This window comes from Streptomyces sp. NPDC008079, assembly GCF_042957385.1.
Classification (GTDB): domain Bacteria; phylum Actinomycetota; class Actinomycetes; order Streptomycetales; family Streptomycetaceae; genus Actinacidiphila.
Window position 1 is genome coordinate 231,052 of record NZ_JBIBIC010000005.1, and the last position, 16,521, is coordinate 247,572.

A 16,521-nucleotide genomic window follows, 5' to 3' on the forward strand; every position below is an offset into this window, starting at 1 on the left:
GGCGGCGGTCAACGGTCGGTCGGCGGTCAGTCGCCGCGCGGGGCGGGCGCGGTGGTCACGGCTCCCGAGCCCACGGACTCGGCGTCGGGTGTCCCGGCTCCGCCCGCGGGCTCACCGGCGGCGGGTCCGGTGCGGGCGCGTCCCCCTGGCGGGGTCGCGCCGGATCCGGGCCCGGCGGCGGCCGACGCCGAGACGCCGATCGGGCCCGACTCGGCTTCGCCACCGCTGCGTTGACGGGGCGTCACCTGGGCGTGGCCGACGCCCCGCGCGAATTCTGTGGACGGCACGCTCGCGGCGGACACCGCGGAGACGCCCACCGTGCCCGGCTCCTCGGCCCGTTCGACGTGCGCGTGCGGTGCCGGGGCGCGGACGGGCGCGGCCAGCGGCGGCGGTTCGTACGGCGGCAGCGACCCGATCGCGGCGGCCACCGCGCGCGGCACGGAGGTCGCCCGGACCCGCAGCGGTGTGCCATGCACGGTGAGCAGTCCGTCGCGGTCCACGTCCAGCAGCCGGGCGCGGCCGTGCGTCCTGCCGTACGCCAGCACGCGCGGTCCCGCGGCGCCCGCGAGGTCGGCGGCGTCGGGGAGCGGGCCCTGGCAGACCACGAAGGCGGGGCCTTCGTGGGTGTCGCTCCACCGGGCGGCGTCGCGCAGCGCCTGGGCGACGGGCGGCCCCGCGTGCCGGGGGTGCACGCCGTCGGCGACGGTGACGGCGCCGGGCGGCAGCCGCCGGTCGAGCTGGGCGGCGAGCGCGTGGACGAGCGGGCGGGCGACGCGTTCGTCACCGTCCAGCGAGGTGACCGGCGCGCCCGAGGCGAGGTCGAGGAAGACCGCGCGGTCCCCCTCGACGCCGACGGCAGCGATCAGTACGGGCGGTGCGACCGGCCCCTGCTCCCAGCCGGCGCCGTCCCCGAGGGCCAACCGGCCCGCGAGTCCGGCGGGTTGGAGGTCGTGCCACTCCTCGTACGCGCTCCACCACACGCGCGGGTCGCGGTCGTCGGCGACCCACGGCGGCGGCGGTTCGGGGACGTCCCGGCCTGCGACGAGGACCCCGACGAGACCGTCGTCGGTCCCGTCGCCGACCAGCACGCCGTACGGGCGGCAGCGGTCGGGGGCGGCGGCGTGGGCGGCGCGCAGCGCGCGCTCCCCGGTCCGCCAGACGCCGGGGTCGTCCAACAGGCGTCCCAGCAGTCGGAGTTGCCGCCGGTAGCGGACCCACCCGCGCAGCGGCGCGGTGAAGGCGTTCGCGGTGAGGCGGCTCTCGCGGCGCGCCCAGCGGCGCACCACGCGCCATCCGCCGATCCGGCGGACCGACCGGTTGGTGAGGACCAGCACGGCGATGACCAGGCCGAGGACGCCCAGCACCGTGCAGATGGCGCCCCGGTGGTCGGTGAACACCTGGAGGGGCCCGCCCGCCAGCTCGACGACGGCCGGTTGCGGACGGGTCATGCGGCCGTCTCCTCGTTCTCCAGCACACCCAGCTCGCGACGCAGCGAGCGGATCGCGTGGTGGGTACGGGACTTGACGGTCCCGCGGGGTATCCCGAGGACGTCGGCGACCTCTTCGCTGCCGCGTCCGTAGATGTGCACGTGCACCAGTACCTCGTGGTGCGCGTAGGGCAGTCGCCGCATGGCCTGTTGCAGCCACCGCCGGTCCACCACGCGGTCGGCGAGGTCGTCCCAGTCGGCGGTGTCGGGGCGGACGTCGGCCGCACTGCCGACGGGTATCGCGCGGTCCTTGCGCCAGGTGTCGACGGCCAGATTGTGCGCGATCCTGAACAGCCAGGGCCTGATCGGCCGCTCCTGCCAGTCCAGTTGATCGGCCCTCAGCCACGCCCGCAGCAGGGTCTCCTGCACGACGTCCTCGGCGTGCCGCAGGTCGGGGGCGAGCAGCTTCGCCACGTACCGCAGCAGCGCCTCGCGTTCGCCGCGCAGCCGGGCGGCGGCCAGTTCACCGCCCGCGACGGAAGGACCGGTTAAGCCGCTCGCCTCGCCGGAGACCTCACCGCCTGACAGTGCGTCAGGAAGATCCTGTGTCGGTTTCACCACAGTTCCCTTTCTGCCTGCCAGCTCTCCCGATCACAGTAGGCGGCCGGTCGTCACCGTCCGAGAACCCCTGATGAACACCGCGCAACAACCACATGACTCCCATGCGAATCAGCTGCCCCGGCGCTAGCGGCCCGCCGAACGCCCTCTGAGCTGGGAGGAGTTCGCGGGCAGCCGAGACCCGTGCGGTCCGTGCGAAGGGGACGCCGCCGCCGTGCCGAGGGCGTCCGCGCGCCCTGCCGCGCCCCACGTCCTGCCGCGCCCTGCCGTGCCTCGCACCCCGCGCTCTGCCGCGTCCCGCCCTACCGCGCCGACATGTCCTGCGTGCCGATGACCGAGAGCAGCTCCAGTTGCTCCGCGCCCTCGGTGCCGGGGGCGGCGCTGAACCAGAGCAGCCGCTGCCGGCCGTCCTCGCTGAACAGGCAGTGGCAGTCCAACTCGATGACGCCCAGCGACGGATGGACGATCCGCTTGTGGTCGGTGCGGCGGAAGGCGACGTCGTGGGCGTCCCACAGAGCGGCGAATTCGGCGCTCTCACGCCGCAGATGGGCGACCATCCGCGCGACCTCGGTGTCCCGGCCGCGCTGGCCCGCGACCGCCTGGAGGTCGGAGACGAAGACCCGCGAGTGGTGCGGGTGGTCCTCGGGCGGGTAGATCCCGCGCGCCCGCGGATCGGTGAACCAGCGGAAGACGAAGCTGCGGGCGGGGCCGCGTACGGCGGGTGGACGGCCGAGGAGCGCGGCGGCCGGCTCGTTCTGCGCCAGCGTCTCGTGCAGGTCCGAGATGACCTGGGCGGGGGTGGTGGTCAGCCGGTCGAGCAGGCCCAGCAGCGCGGGCTGTACGGGGGCGGCCGAACCGTGCGCGGAGGGGGGCACGGGCCGCTCGGCGAGGTGGAACAGGTGGTCGCGCTCGTCCGTGGTCAGCCGCAGCGCCCTGGCCAGCGCGGCCAGCGTCTGGGCCGAGGGCTGGGCGCCGCGGCCCCGCTCCAGCTCGGTGTAGTAGTCCGCGGAGAGCCCGGCGAGCTGGGCGACCTCCTCGCGGCGCAGCCCCGGCACCCGCCGCCGCGGCCCGGCGGGCAGCCCCACTGCGTCCGGCCGTATCCGGTCGCGCCGGGTCTTCAGGAACGCCGCCAGCTCGGGAAGATTCACCCCTCCATCGTCACTCGCCGCGCCCGGCGGGGCCAGGCCGCAGCCAGGGGACGGCAACCCCTGGGTGGGCTCAGCCCTGGCTGACCGCGTGGAAGCGACCGACAGTGGGAAGCGGACCGGCCCCCGGCAGGACGTACGAACGCCGGAGCGGTCCGGCCGCCCGACCGCCCCCGTTTCCGTACAGGAGCCCCCCCCATGACGACCACCCCCGAAACCCCCGCCCGGCCGCGCGTCGCCGTCGTCACCGGCGGCTCACGCGGTATCGGCCGCCAGGTGGTGACCCGGCTGGCCGCCGACGGCCACGCCGTGGTGATCGGCTACGCGGGCAACCGCGGCCTGGCCGAGGCCGCCGTCGAGGAGGTGACCTCGGCCGGCGGCCAGGCGCTCGCCGTCCAGGCCGACATCGCCGACGAGACGGCCGCCGCGGCGCTCTTCGACGCCGCCGAGTCCGCGTACGGCGGTGTCGACGTCGTCGTGCACGCCGCCGGGCGCATGGCGCTGTCGACCGTGGCCGAGCTGGACCTGGCCGAGCTGGACGCGATGCACCGCACGAACATCCGCGGCACCTTCGTCGTCGCCCAGCAGGCCGCCCGCAGGGTGCGCCCCGGCGGCGCCGTGGTCACCTTCTCCACGTCCGTGCTGGGCCTGTCCTTCCCCGGATACGCCGGTTACGCCGCCAGCAAGGGCGCGGTCGAGGCGGTGACGCTGATCCTCGCCCGCGAGCTGCGCGGCCGGGACGTCACCGTCAACGCGGTGGCGCCAGGCCCCACCGCGACCGACCTGTTCCTCGACGGCAAGGACGAGGAGACCGTCGCCCGCCTGGCCGCCCAGCCCCCGCTGGAGCGGCTCGGCACCCCCGCCGACATCGCCGAGGTCGTCGCCTTCCTCGCCTCCCCGGCCGGTCACTGGGTCAACGGCCAGGTCGTCCGCGCCAACGGCGGCATCGTCTGACCGGCCCCTTCGAGCGGGCGTCGCGCGCGGCCGTACGGCCTCGGGCCCCGGCGACCAGGGCCGTCGCGGACGGCCGCGCGTACACACACACGGCCGTACGGCCTCGGGCGCGCGGTCAGCCGATGACCGGGCCCGAGGCGACGCGGCCGTCGCCGCCGCGGTTCAGCCACGCCGAGATCTCGCCGCCCGCGGTCTTGCCGTCGCCGTCGAAGTCGGCGCAGCGGACGTGGCTCGCGTCGGCCGTCCGTCCCGTGGCGATCTGGCCGAGCGGGGCCGTGGAGCCACCTGCCGGTGCGCGACGGCGCGCCGGGCGCCACCGGGCGCTTCGCGCAAAGCGCGCCCGCGCGCCTTTCCCGGTGTCAGCCCGCCGTGTCAGCCCGCTGGTACGACCGTCAGCACGACCGCCGGAAGCGCCTCACGGAATCCGGCCGCGCGCCAGGCACCGTCAGACGGACGCCCCTTCACGACAAGCGCGCCCGCGGCCTATCCCGGTGTCAGCGCTGCCAGCAGGACCGTGCGGTCGTCCGTGGTGGCGTCGGCGGGCGGGTCGCGGAGGAGGGTGTCGCAGAGGGACTGCAACTGCTCCTGGCCGACGTCGACTTCGGCCAGTGCGGCGGCCTCGGCGGCGGCGCGGGCGGTGGCGCCGCCAACGGGACCCGTACCGGGGCCGGTTGGGGCGCGGTCCGCACCGTCGGCACCGTCGGCACCGATGACCGGGCCGCCCGGCGCCCGTTCGCCTATGCCGTGGTCGAGGGAGCGGGCGAGCCGGGCGATACCGGCGTCGATGTCGGAGCGGCGGCTCTCGATCAGGCCGTCGCTGTAGAGCAGCAGGAGCGTGGGCTGGTGGATCTCCAGCACCGAGGGCTCGGCGCTCCAGGCGCTGAGCCCCAGCGGCAGTCCAGCGCCGAGCGGGACGGGGCGGGCGGCCTCGCCCGGTGCGCGGATCAGCGGCGGCGGGTGGCCCGCGCCGACGACGGTGCAGGTGTGCTGTTCCGCGTCCCACTCGGCGTACACACAGGTGGCGAAGGAGGCGTCGGGGGTGTCGGCGGCGAGGGCGTCGAGCCGGTGCAGCAGTTCACGCGGGTCGGTGTCCAGTGCGGCCAACGTCCTTGCGGCGGTGCGCAGTTGGATCATCGCGACGGCGGCTTCCGGGCCGTGTCCCATGGCGTCGCCGACGATCAGGCCGACCCGGCCGCCGGGCCTGGGCAGGACGTCGAACCAGTCGCCGCCGATGATGTCGTGCGGGCCCGCGGGCCGGTAGTCGTGGGCGACGCGGCAGCCCTCGAAGGTCCGGTCGGTGTCGGGCAGCATGCTCCTGCGGATGGCCAGCGCGGTACGGCGCTCGTGCTCGTATCGGCGGGCGTTGTCCAGGGCGACCGCGGCCCGCGCGGCCAGCGACTCGACGCCCGCCATGTCCTCCAGGCCGAACGGCGGCAGGTGCGGGCCGCGGGTGCAGGCGATGAAGCCGATCACGGCGCTCTGGAGGCGTATGGGAACCACGAGGAAGGACGCGGTGCGTAACAGGTCGTGGATGCGGGCGTCGCCGCGTCCCGAGGCGGCGAGCCGGTCGAAGGTGTGGGTGTCGACCGCGTCGAGCAGTTGGGCGTGGCCGGTGGCGAGCGCGCGGGCGTACGGGGTCTGGCGCGGGAAGACCAGCACCTCGTCGATCGGCAGGACGCCTTCGGTGCTCTCGGCCGCCGCCGCGCCCATCCGCAGCGCGAGCCGCCTGGCCTCGATCTGCGGCGGATCGGCGGACGTCCCCGCGCTCTCGTCGACGAGCCAGCGCTCCAGCAGATAGACGGAGGCGGCGTCGCAGAATCCGGGCGCCATCGCGTGGACGACATGGTTTCCGGTCATATGCAGATCGAGCGCGGAACCGATGACATCGGCCGCTGGACCGACCGCCAGCCGCCCGCGGCGCGGGGGCGGCGGCTTCTCGCGGAACGCGGAAGCGGCCCCCGGCGCGTCCTCGAGGGCGCTGTCCTCGGGCTGTTCGTGCGCTTCGTGTCGCAGGGTCGTGCCTTCCGCCGAGCCGTTGCGGCGGGCGGCCGAAACCACCCGGTGGAGACGTACGCACCCCGCAGCGCCCCGTCACCAGGATTCTATGATGACCGTTCAAGACGCGGCCGTCGAAAGGGACTTGTGGTGAGCGGACGCAAAGATGTCCCGGAGGGCGTGGATCCGGCCAAGGCGAGCGTGGCGCGGATCTACGACGCGATGCTCGGCGGGGAGCACAATTTCGCCATAGACCGGGAGGCGTTGGCCGCTTTCACCGCCATCGACCCGCAGGTGCGGGCGCTGGCGCGGGCGAACCGGGCCTTCCTGGGCCGGGCGGTGCGCTATCTGGTCGACGCGGGCGTCCGGCAGTTCGTCGATCTGGGCTCCGGCATCCCCACGCAGGGCAACGTCCACGAGGTCGCGCAGTCGATCGCGCCGGGCACGCGGGTGATCTACGTGGACAACGATCCGGTGGCCGTCGCGCACAGCGCGTCACTGCTCGCGGACAATCCGGACGCCGACATCGTGAGCGCGGACATCCGGCGGCCCGACGACGTACTGAACTCGCCGCAGCTACGGAAGCTGATCGACTTCAACCAGCCGGTCGCCGTCCTGATGATCACGATCCTGCACTTCATCACGCACGCGGAGGACCCCGAGGGGCTGGTCGCCGCCTACCGCGACGGGCTGCCCGAGGGGAGCTGGCTCGCGCTGAGCCACGCGACCGACCAGGACCGCCCCGGCACCGCCGCCGCCGTCGGCCAGCTCTACCGGTCGAAGGCCACCTCTCCGGTCACCGCCCGCTCCCACGACCAGATCGCCGCGCTCTTCACCGGCTTCGGCCTGGTCCCGCCGGGACTGGTCTACGTCCCGCTGTGGCGCCCCGATCCGGCCGACGAAATCCCGGACAATCCCTCGGAGTTCTGGGTCTACGCGGGCGTGGGCCGCATGAGCGGCTAGAGCGGCGGATCGCGGCGGGGCCGGGAATCGCGCAGGTCCGGACAGCGGACCGCGCGGGTCCGGTTCGGCTCCCGGGCCTGTGCGCGGGCGGGTGGCGACGTACGATCAGCGGATGGCTGACATGACCGAAACCACGCCCGGCTGGCTGGCTCCCGACGAACTGGAGCTGACGCGCGCACGTATGCCGATCCTGTATGTCGACGCCGTGCCGGTGCGGGTGGACGACAGCGGGGAAGTCACCCACATCGGGCTGCTGCTGCGCATCGGGCCCGACGGGACGATCAGCCGCACGCTGGTGTCGGGCCGGGTGCTGCACCACGAGCGGGTCCGCGACGCGCTGCTGCGGCATCTGGAGAAGGACCTCGGCCCGGTGGCGCTGCCCCGGATCCCGGCCTCCCCGCAGCCGTTCACCGTTGCCGAGTACTTCCCGACCGAGGGGGTCACCGCCTACCACGACCCCCGGCAGCACGCGGTGTCCCTCGCCTACGTCGTACCGGTCGCGGGCGACTGCCGCCCGCGCCAGGACGCGCTCGACCTGGTGTGGTTCACCCCGCAGGAGGCGTCCTCGCCGCAGCTCCAGCAGGAGATGCCGGGCGGTCGCGGTGTCCTGCTCCGGCAGGCCCTGGCGAGCGTCGGCTGCCTGTCCTGACGGTCCGGTCCCGGCCCGCCGCCCTGTCAATTGTCAGGAGCGGCGGGCCGTTCCCCTTTCCTACGGTGCTGGTGGCGGCCTCGAAGGGCCGGTTCCGCGAGGAGAGGGAGAGCGACATGGGCAAGGTCATGCGGGGCGTGGCGGCGCTGGCACTTTCGGTGATGGCCGTCGGCACGGTCGGCGCGGCGCAGGCCGACGCGGCGGGCGGCACGGTCCACGGCTGCCCGTACGGCGCCGTCTGCGTCTACCCGAACGACACGGACTGGGGCAACGACCACCCCAGCTTCGTGTACTGGAGCTACGGCGCCCACAACCTGAGCAATCAGTACGGGTGGCACGACGTGCTCAACAACCAGTCCGGGGGCGCCCGGGCGAGGCTGTGGACGGGCTACAACGGCACCGGCCAGGTCGTCGACGACCTGGTGGCGGGCGGCGCCTGGCACTACGACCTCGGCCCGGTCAACTCCATCACCCTGGACCGCCCCTGACAGTCCGTCAATTTGCTGACCTGGCCGCCGGGCACGTTCAAGGTCCGCACCAGCCGGTCGAGGTCGGTGTACGCAGTCCGCGTACCGGAGGCCGTACCGGACGTCGCACCGGAGGCCGTACGGGACGTCGTATCGGCGGCTGTGCCCGTCGCGTAGGTGTCGGTGTGCGGATGCGACCGGCCGCTCGCCGCCGCTTGGCCCTGCGCTTGCGCCAGTGCCTGGGGGGCCACGGCGCCGAGGTAGGAGCGGGCCCGCGCCTGCCGCTTCTGACAGGTGACAGGGGTCGCCCGTACGGCGGCAGGGCGCGGCACGGGCCAACGGCCGGTCGTGCCGGGATTCCGGGTCGTGACGGCCCCCCGGAGCGGGCGGGGGGGCGCCCGCTGAACGGCTGCTGGGGCGGCGGTCCTCAGAGCCGGTCGGCGTCCGCGATCACTTCCATGACGAACGCGCCGGTCAGCCGGAGCCGCCGCGCCCCGTCGGCGAGGTCCGGGTCGCGGGCGAGCCCGGCCGGAAGCGGCTCAGCGCGGCGATGAGCGAGGGCCGTACGGATCAGCGGGTGCCAGCGCGGCGCGAAGGTCTCCAGGGCGTACTCCCCCGCGCCCTCCTTGGAGACGATGTCCCCGGTGGCGACCGTGCGGTGCAGCCGGGACACCCCGAGCGCGCCCCAGGTGGTGAGCGAGCGTCCCGCCGAGCGCGCCGCCACCAGCGGCTTGCCGGGCGTCTTCCCGGCCAGCGCCTTCTCGGCCCAGGGGCGCCAGTAGCCGTGCAGATTTTCCAGATTCCACGCGCGCAGGCGTTCCGGTTCCGGGTCGAGCCCGAGGGTGCCGGGGACCGGGCCGCGCAGCGGGATGCCGCGTTCGCGCAGCACCTTCCACACCACAGGGTTGACGTCGAAGGCACGGCCGCGCGCGAAGGAGTTCCCGGTGTGCGAGGCCAGCGGGCGGATGGCCGTCACCGGTCGGCGGAGGTCGGCGGCCGACACGTAGACCGCGTTCACCGTGCCGGGGACCGTCACCCGCGCCCGCAGCAGCGCCCGTACGACGGGGGTGGCGTTGCCGACCGGGTGCAGCACCCGCAGCCGCCGGAGGTCCCCCGCCGTGAAGCCGCCGTCCACCGCCGCGACGACGTCGATGTCGCTGCCGCCCGCGCGCCACGCCCCGAGCGCGGCCGAGCCGACCACGTAGAAGTGGGTGATCCGGCCCGGCAGCAGCCGGTCGGCGACGGACAGATAGCGGCGGGTGAGGCGGGCGGCGTCGGGATGGAGCATTCGGGGAGTCTGCCACGGGTGCCCCGGGGCCGCGGTGCGCTGCCGGCCCGGCGTCCGGTACGAGGACGGCGGGCGGGCGGTCAGCGGGCGGTCGATCGGTCGGTCGGTCAGCGGGCGTCCCGCCCGGCGACGCGCCACTCCGGTGCGAGGATCGACCAGACCTCGGCGTCCTGCCGTACGCCCCGGTAGAGGTAGGTGGCGCGCAGCAGCCCTTCGCGGGTCATGCCGAGCCGCTTGGCGACGTTGACGCTCGGCGTGTTCTTGGGCGACACCATCCACTCCACGCGGTGGATGCCGCGTTCGTACACCGCCCAGTCGATGATGACGCGGGCCGCCCGGGTGACCAACCCCTGTCCGGCGGCGGCCGGTTCGAGCCAGCAGCCCACCTCGCAGTTGCCAGCCGCCGCGTCGAAGACCTTGAACAGGACACCTCCGACGAGCAGTCCGTCGAGCCAGATGCCGTAGAGGCGGCCCGCGTCGGCCGCCGTCTTGTCGGCGTACGACTGGAGCCAGTTCCGCGCCGAGTCCAGGTCGGCGGTGGCGTCGGCCAGGCCGATGTGCTGTCCGATGTACTCGCGCCCGCGGTCCATGTGGGCCAGGAACTCCTCGGCCCGCCACGGCTCCAGCGGGCGCAGCTCGGCGTCGTCTCCCAGGGAAATCGCGAACATCTCGTCCTCCACGTCGGCATCGCACAGCGGCGCCGCTCCACGGCACGCGCCCCCGCAGACCTACCGCAAAGGGAGCCGCCGCGACCAGCGGTTTTCGCCCGGCGCGGGTCCGTACCCCTTCGGACGTACGGCGTCAGCGGTCGGCGCGGGCGCGCCAGGCGAGGAACGGGACCAGGGGCGACTGGCCGTCCAGGTAGATCCAGGGCATCTCGGTGGCCCGGTCCCCGAGGACCTGGAACAGCGGACGCGCGAGGCGGAGGTCCCCGGCGAGCGCGAAGGTCATCGCGAAGGTGTTGAAGGCCAGCGGCCAGTCCCGGCGGCGTACGAAGTCCGGGTGGTAGACCGAGCGCGCGGCGGCCTCGTTGACGGCGCGGACCACGTCGGCGTCGGCCAGATACGGCGACTCCGCGTCGCCGCCGAGTGCCAGCCACTCCTCCAGGTGGGCCTGGGCGACGAGGTGGCCCATCGGGCTCCCGGCGGGGGCCGCCAGCATCGACTCGCGGGCGAAGGCGTGCGTCCGGGCCCACGAGCCGCCCCACTTCGGGCAGAGCTGCTGCACGTGCTGCCGGTGGGCGGCGACATGGCCGGGCGAGCGGCGGCAGGTCGCCGCGAAGCGGCGCTCCGCGACATCGGATCCGACGCCGAGACCGCGCCCGGTGATCTGGAGGAAGTACCAGGGCGCCGCCCAGGTCGGCTCGCGCTCGGCCGCCTCCAGCAGGTGGTCCTCGGCGACGGTCAGCCGGGCCCGGAAAAGCTCCCACTGCTCGTCCGACACGTATCGCGCCGCGAAACCCGTACGGGCGTGCCAGGCCCAGGCGACATGCCGGGCGCCGGAGACCAGCAGCGGCAGCGCGTCGTCCGGCTCGGCGGCGATCACGTCGCCGATCCACCGCTCCACCCCGGCGACGCTCTGCACGCCCTCCAGCAGGAAGGTCAGGTCCTCGCCGTCCGTCGCGGCGGCCAGTCGCGCGCGGATCAGCGGCCACTGCTCGACGCCCTCGCGCGCCGCCGCCCGGATCTCGGCGAGCCGCGCGTCACCGTAGGACAGGTCGATGCCGGGGACCCGCTTGCGGCGCAGCAGGAAGGTCTCCCCCTCCGCGCGGCGCACCCTCAAGAGGCTGGTCCAGGACATACGACGCAGAATACGCCGGGCGCCCGATCGTCGCCGGTCCGGTGGCCGCCTCCCGCCGGTCCGGTGGCCGCCTCTCGCCGGTACGTGGCCCGTCCCCTCGCCGGTACGTCACCGGTCCGGTGGCCGCCCTCGCACGCTGCTCGCCCGGTGCGGCCCGCACGGCTCATCCGGCCCCTGGACGTACGGCGTCCCCGGCCGGTCCGGCACGACGCGGCTCCTGCCCGGGACGCGCGGACCGCGCCACCGGCGGATGCGTCCATTTCGGGGTCCAGGTGTCGGACGCCCGGCCGTCCGGCGCGGTGCCGCGCAGGTGGCGGCGCAGGACGGTCAGCGCTGGATGCGGGTTGTCGGCGCGCCAGACCAGCGAGTGCGGGTCCGTCGCGTGCCTGCTGGAACCGTGCCGCGTCGGCGACGGCGACGAAGGTGCGTACGGCGTCGAGATCCACGCCGACCGACGCAGCTCGCGAGGTACGGCCATCCCGCTCCCCGGCGGACGGCCGCCGCCGGAACCCGGTTGCCCCCGTCCCGAGGCCGCTGCCACAGTCGTCGCCATGACCGCCGACTCCACCGCGACCGCCACGACCGCCGCGACCGCCACGACCGCCACGAGTTCTTTCACCGCGCCCGACGGGACCCGGCTCGCGTACCACGCTCTCGGCGAGGGGCCGCCGCTGATCTGCCTGCCCGGGGGTCCGATGCAGGACAGCGCGTACCTCGGGGACCTCGGCGGTCTCACCGCGCACCGGCGGTTGATCCTGCTGGACCCGCGGGGCACCGGCGACTCGGCGGTCCCCCAGGACACCGGCTCCTACCGCTGCGACCGGCTCGTGGACGACGTGGAAGCCCTCCGCGTCCATCTGGGCCTTGACCGGGCGGATCTGCTCGGGCACTCCGCCGGTACGAATCTGGCCGTGCTGTACGTCGCCCGCCATCCCGAACGCGTCGGGCGGCTCGCGCTGATCACGCCGAGCGTCCGGGCGGTCGATGTCCCGGTCACCGGGGACACGCGGCGCGGAACGGCGCTGCTGCGCGAGGGCGAGCCGTGGTTCCCGGCCGCTTTCGCCGCGCTGGAGGCGGTCGTCGCGGGCAAGGGCGACGCCGGGACGTTCCGGGCCGTCGACCCCTTCTTCTACGGGCGTTGGGACGACGCGGCCCGCGCGCACCGGGACGCGGGCGAGGCGCGCAGGAACGCGGAAGCCGGGGAGGTCTTCGGTTCCGAGGGCGCCTTCGACCCGGCCGCCACCCGCGCGGCCCTGGCGCGTTTCACCGCCCCCGTCCTCGTACTGGCCGGGGAGGTCGACCTCAACACCCCGCCCTCCGCCGCGGCCGAGGTCGCCGGTCTGTTCCCGCGCGCCGAGTCGGCTGTCCAGCCCGGCGCCGGTCACTTCCCCTGGCTCGACGACCCGGCGCGTTTCGTGTCGACCGTGGCGGCCTTCCTGCGCTGACGAGCACGCGGCCGAGAGGTCGGCCGTCAGGCAGCGGACGTGATCGCCTCGTCGAGTACGTCCCTGAACGGCGTCGGCGGGCGGCCGATCAAGGTGGCGAGCGCCGGGTCGACCGCGGTGAACTCGCCCTGCCTGCCGGCCGCGAACATCCCGAGGAGCAGTTCCGCCTGCGCGGGTGAGGCGCCGTGCCCGACGAGGAGGTCCCGGTACTCGTCGTCGCCGATGACGACGCGCTTGACCGGGCGCCCGGACAGTTCGGCGGCGGTCTCCGCGACGTCGGCGAGATCGAGCGCTTCGGAGCCGGTGAGCGGCGCGGTCGGACCCGACGGGCGTACGGACCGGTCGTCGGCGGTCAGCACGCGCGCGGTGGCCTCGGCGAGGTCGGCGTGGGCCGTCCAGGAGATGGGGCCGTCCTCCGGCGCGGCCAGCTCGCCCGTGCGCACGGCGGCGCCGAGCAGCATGATCGCCGAGCTGGCGTAGTAGCCGTTGCGCAGGGAGGTCCACGGCACACCCGAGTCGCGCAGCGCCGCCTCGGTGGCGGCGTGGTCGGGCATGGGCGCGAAGAGGGAGGTCGGGCTCGCGCCCATGTGGCTGGTGTAGAGGATGCGGCCGGCCCCGGCGGCCTTGGCTCCGTCGATCGCGGCGTGGTGCATGGCGAGGGCGGGCTCTCCGGTGACGTCGGCCGAGACGATCAGCACCTGCGCGGCGCCCTCGAAGGCGTGCGCGAGGGTCGCCGGGTCCGTGAAGTCGCCCCGCCGTACGCGGACGCCCTTCTCCGCCAGGTCCCGCGCCTTGTCGGGGTCGCGGACGCTGACGCCGATCTCCTCGGCGGGGACGCGGGTGAGCAGCCGGTCGACGACGGCCCGGCCGAGTTTTCCGGTAGCTCCGGTGACGATGATCATGAGGTGTCTCCAGGTGGGTGAGGGTTTGCGGGGCCTCGGCGCACGGGCGACGCGCGGTCGACAGATCGACATGCCGATAGGTGTCGCCGTATCGGTGGCGGCACGAGCAGCGTCGAATCATCACTAACGACTCACACGCTAGCATCGATACTGAATCACCGCTAACGTGATTCCTGTTACCGTTGACACCATGAGCGTCGGAGACATCGCCCCTGAGGACGGTCCGCGCGAGCGCATCCTCGCCGCCACCGCCAAGCTGCTCGCCGAGGGCGGCCGGGAGGCCGTGTCGACCCGGGCGGTCGGCGCGGCGGCCGGAGTGCAGGCACCGACGATCTACCGGCTCTTCGGCGACAAGCAGGGCCTGCTCGATGCGGTCGCGGCCGACGGCTTCGCGGCCTATCTGGCCAGCAAGACGGACCTGGAGCCCGGCGCGGACCCGGTGGCGGACCTGCGGACCGGCTGGGACCTGCACGTCGGCTTCGGCCTCGCCAACCCGGCGCTCTACCAGGTCATGTACGAGCGGACCAGGGGCTCGGTGCCGCCGACACCCGCCGAGGTCGCGGGCGTGGCGGTGCTGGCCGGGCACATCCGCCGGATCGCCGAGGCGGGCCGACTGCGCGTGAGCGAGGAACGCGCCTCGCTGCTCGTCCAGGCCGCGGGCCAGGGCATCACCAACACGCTGATCTCCCTGCCGCCCGACCGCCGCGACCCGGAACTGGCCGCCCTGGCCCGCGAAGCGGTCATCGCCGCGATCACCACCGACGCCCCGGCCGCCACCGACCCCGCCTCCGGTCCCGTCACCGCCGCCGTGACCCTGCGCGCCGTCCTCCCCCGGACCTCCGCCCTCACCGCCACCGAACAAGCCCTCCTGCGCGACTGGCTCGACCGCATCGCCACCGCGAAGCCGCAGCCGTAGGCCGTAGGCCGTCCGCGCCCCGAAGGCCCGCCGTGGCCGACGGCTGGCGGCTGGCGGCTGGCGGCTGGCGGCTGGCGGCTGGCGGCTGGCGGCTGGCGGCTGGCGGCTGGCGGCTGGCGGCTGGCGGCTGGCGGCTGGCGATCAACCCAGCCCTGAGCGTTCCGGTCGGGCGGTCCGGTGGTCGACGGCGGGGCGCAGCCAGGGCGTGAGCTGGACGATTCCCCAGGTGGCCTCGGCGGCGAGGAACAGCCACAGGATCCGCGAGGCGCCTTGGGCCAGCGCGTACGCCATCCACGCGGAGAACAGGGTGCGCGCGATGCCGTCGAGCAGGCCGTGTTCGGGCAGGGTCCGTACGATGCGGAGGGCGGCCCAGACGACCACGACAGAGCCCATCAGATTCGCGAACAGGGTCTGCCACACGTCGAGTTCGGGCAGGACGCCCCAGCCGAGCGCGTCGCCCGCCGAGGACAGCGCGTCGTGCACCCGCGCGTAGGTCCACGGTGTGACGAACCCCACGGTGACCGCGAGGTCGTACCAGGCACTCGCGCGTACGACGCGGAGATAGGCGGGGCGTGCGGGGGCGTGGAAACGGATCACGGGGAGGCTCCGGCCGGTTGGGGGGCTCAGCGACGGCCTCACGCTAAACAGTGGAGTACGGTCCAAGGTCAAGCTCATCGGCCGAGGGGGGAGGCGCGGCATGCGTATCGGAGAGCTGGCCGCTCAGACCGGGATGACCAGGGACGCGATCCGGTTCTACGAGAAGGTCGGCCTCGTCACGGGCCGACGGCTCACCAACGGCTACCGCGACTTCCCGCCCGAGTCGGTGGCCTGGCTGCACTACGTCCGCACCGCGCAGACACTCGGATTCTCCCTGGCCGAAATCGCCCGGACCGGCGAGGAGTTGCGCGCGGCACCGGACCCCGCCCTAGCGCTCTCCGCGCTGTTCGAGGAGAAGATCCGCCTCCTCGACGCCCGCATGGCCGAACTCGCCACCCTGCGGGCCGAACTCACCGACCGCGTCGGCACAGGGTGCCCGCTCCGGGCGGTCGAACCGGACGGCGACGGTGCCACGCGCGTGACGGCCCGCCCCCTGGCCCACGCCATCCGGCCAGTCGTCTGAAGGACCGAGTGACACGGTGCCGATGCCAGTGCCGATACGGCGGCAAGGCCCAACCCGGCCGCGACGAGCGTCTGTTCCGCGCCCGCGCCGTCATCGCCGCCGCCCCGTGCGTACCGTCCGCATCGGGGGACACGCGTAGGCGGGGGATCGGCGGGGCATATGCCCCTGGCTGTCCGGCAAAGGGGGGTGCGGGGGCGGGATGAGGGCCGCCCCGATCTCCCCTTGGTGCCCGGCCACCAGTACCCTCTTGATCCTCACGGCACCTCCTCCACGGTTCCCGGGCGAACCCCGGTCCCCTGTCGGCGTCTTCGGCGCTCGGCCCTCCCGTGGAAGGGGCAGTTCGGGCGGACAGCCGTGACCCCCGGCAGATCGGCCCGGCTGGCGGTGGGAAATCCGAGTACGGAACAGGGCGTCGAGGTGCCGCGCACAGCGGCTCCTCCTCAAGGGGCAGCGCGAGGGGCGGAATCAGGTGGACGACGACAACGGCACGGGCATACCCGGCGAGGACGGCGCGACGGCCGGGGACGGCAAGCCGGCCGGACAGCGGCAGCCGGGCCCGAGGCCCATGGCCCGGGCGCGGAAGGCTGCGGCGCAGCCCCGTAAGCGCGCCCAGGCTCCCGCCCGGGCGGAAGCGGAGACGGCAGCGGAGACGCCAGCGGACACGGCAGGGGACACGGAGACGGTGGCGGACGCGCAGCCCGAGGGCACCGCTCAGGAAGCCGCCGCGTCCGAGGCGGCGCCAAAGCCCGCGAAGCCCACGAAGGCCGCGCCGAAGCGCGCTGCCGCAAAGCCCGCCGTGAAGACCGCGGCGGCCGAAGTACCCGCTACCGCAA

General features: G+C 74.5%; 17 protein-coding genes. 7 read left to right on the plus strand and 10 right to left on the minus strand.

The genetic code is table 11. The features are described 5' to 3' along the window. Positions 1-26: 26 nt before the first annotated feature. From ACFZAM_RS14410 to ACFZAM_RS14420, 3 genes are all read right to left on the minus strand, one after another. The gene (locus ACFZAM_RS14410) at positions 27-1,448 is read right to left on the minus strand and encodes a hypothetical protein (RefSeq protein WP_391045928.1); all 1,422 of its coding nucleotides are present in this window, start codon (positions 1,446-1,448) and stop codon (positions 27-29) included. After that, on the minus strand, positions 1,445-2,044 hold the full coding sequence (locus tag ACFZAM_RS14415) for a sigma-70 family RNA polymerase sigma factor (RefSeq protein WP_391045931.1): 600 nt from the start codon (positions 2,042-2,044) through the stop codon (positions 1,445-1,447). The genes ACFZAM_RS14410 and ACFZAM_RS14415 overlap by 4 nt, the downstream gene beginning before the upstream one ends. A 302-nt stretch (positions 2,045-2,346) precedes the next feature. Beyond that, complete coding sequence (locus ACFZAM_RS14420) at positions 2,347-3,192, minus strand: helix-turn-helix domain-containing protein (RefSeq protein WP_391045933.1); 846 nt, start codon at positions 3,190-3,192, stop codon at positions 2,347-2,349. Positions 3,193-3,387: 195 nt separating this feature from the next. On the opposite strand from ACFZAM_RS14420, the gene ACFZAM_RS14425 reads away from it, so the two are divergent. Further along, entirely contained in the window at positions 3,388-4,143 is a 756-nt protein-coding gene (locus ACFZAM_RS14425; RefSeq protein ID WP_391045935.1) for an SDR family oxidoreductase, read from the plus strand. A 483-nt stretch (positions 4,144-4,626) separates the two neighbouring features. On the opposite strand, the gene ACFZAM_RS14430 is transcribed toward ACFZAM_RS14425, so the two are convergent. Next, positions 4,627-6,201, minus strand: coding sequence for a SpoIIE family protein phosphatase (locus tag ACFZAM_RS14430; protein WP_391045937.1), 1,575 nt, complete (start codon positions 6,199-6,201; stop codon positions 4,627-4,629). Positions 6,202-6,360: 159 nt separating this feature from the next. Here ACFZAM_RS14430 and ACFZAM_RS14435 point away from each other — a divergent pair, with 159 nt between their 5' ends. From ACFZAM_RS14435 to ACFZAM_RS14445, 3 genes are all read left to right on the plus strand, one after another. Next, complete coding sequence (locus tag ACFZAM_RS14435) at positions 6,361-7,101, plus strand: SAM-dependent methyltransferase (protein WP_391046204.1); 741 nt, start codon at positions 6,361-6,363, stop codon at positions 7,099-7,101. Positions 7,102-7,222: 121 nt separating this feature from the next. After that, a complete protein-coding gene (locus ACFZAM_RS14440) occupies positions 7,223-7,750 on the plus strand; it encodes an NUDIX hydrolase family protein (RefSeq protein ID WP_355341772.1) in 528 nt (175 codons plus the stop codon). A gap of 71 nt (positions 7,751-7,821) precedes the next feature. Next, positions 7,822-8,238 carry a hypothetical protein gene (locus ACFZAM_RS14445; RefSeq protein ID WP_391045939.1) on the plus strand — a complete coding sequence of 139 codons (417 nt, stop codon included), beginning with the start codon at positions 7,822-7,824 and terminating at the stop codon, positions 8,236-8,238. A gap of 406 nt (positions 8,239-8,644) precedes the next feature. Here ACFZAM_RS14445 and ACFZAM_RS14450 read toward each other — a convergent pair whose 3' ends face one another. From ACFZAM_RS14450 to ACFZAM_RS14465, 4 genes are all read right to left on the minus strand, one after another. Next, the gene (locus ACFZAM_RS14450) at positions 8,645-9,505 is read right to left on the minus strand and encodes an aminoglycoside adenylyltransferase domain-containing protein (protein WP_391045941.1); all 861 of its coding nucleotides are present in this window, start codon (positions 9,503-9,505) and stop codon (positions 8,645-8,647) included. Between the two features lie 107 nt (positions 9,506-9,612). Beyond that, positions 9,613-10,173 (minus strand): GNAT family N-acetyltransferase, encoded by a 561-nt coding sequence (locus ACFZAM_RS14455; RefSeq protein ID WP_391045942.1) that lies wholly within the window; start codon positions 10,171-10,173, stop codon positions 9,613-9,615. A gap of 133 nt (positions 10,174-10,306) precedes the next feature. Further along, positions 10,307-11,305, minus strand: coding sequence for a hypothetical protein (locus ACFZAM_RS14460; protein ID WP_391045944.1), 999 nt, complete (start codon positions 11,303-11,305; stop codon positions 10,307-10,309). 163 nt (positions 11,306-11,468) lie between these two features. After that, complete coding sequence (locus ACFZAM_RS14465; RefSeq protein WP_391045946.1) at positions 11,469-11,783, minus strand: hypothetical protein; 315 nt, start codon at positions 11,781-11,783, stop codon at positions 11,469-11,471. Positions 11,784-11,856: 73 nt separating this feature from the next. Between ACFZAM_RS14465 and ACFZAM_RS14470 the strand changes: the two genes are divergently transcribed. Then, positions 11,857-12,750, plus strand: a complete 894-nt coding sequence (locus ACFZAM_RS14470; protein WP_391045948.1) for an alpha/beta fold hydrolase — start codon at positions 11,857-11,859, stop codon at positions 12,748-12,750. A gap of 26 nt (positions 12,751-12,776) precedes the next feature. Here the strand turns inward: ACFZAM_RS14470 and ACFZAM_RS14475 are convergent, their stop codons facing one another. Continuing rightward, a complete protein-coding gene (locus ACFZAM_RS14475; RefSeq protein WP_391045950.1) occupies positions 12,777-13,652 on the minus strand; it encodes an NAD(P)H-binding protein in 876 nt (291 codons plus the stop codon). A 190-nt stretch (positions 13,653-13,842) separates the two neighbouring features. Here ACFZAM_RS14475 and ACFZAM_RS14480 point away from each other — a divergent pair, with 190 nt between their 5' ends. After that, entirely contained in the window at positions 13,843-14,568 is a 726-nt protein-coding gene (locus tag ACFZAM_RS14480; protein ID WP_391045953.1) for a TetR family transcriptional regulator, read from the plus strand. Between the two features lie 141 nt (positions 14,569-14,709). Here the strand turns inward: ACFZAM_RS14480 and ACFZAM_RS14485 are convergent, their stop codons facing one another. Then, positions 14,710-15,165, minus strand: a complete 456-nt coding sequence (locus ACFZAM_RS14485; protein ID WP_391045956.1) for a hypothetical protein — start codon at positions 15,163-15,165, stop codon at positions 14,710-14,712. 100 nt (positions 15,166-15,265) lie between these two features. Here ACFZAM_RS14485 and ACFZAM_RS14490 point away from each other — a divergent pair, with 100 nt between their 5' ends. Further along, the gene (locus tag ACFZAM_RS14490; RefSeq protein ID WP_391045958.1) at positions 15,266-15,688 is read left to right on the plus strand and encodes a MerR family transcriptional regulator; all 423 of its coding nucleotides are present in this window, start codon (positions 15,266-15,268) and stop codon (positions 15,686-15,688) included. Positions 15,689-16,521 lie beyond the last annotated feature (833 nt).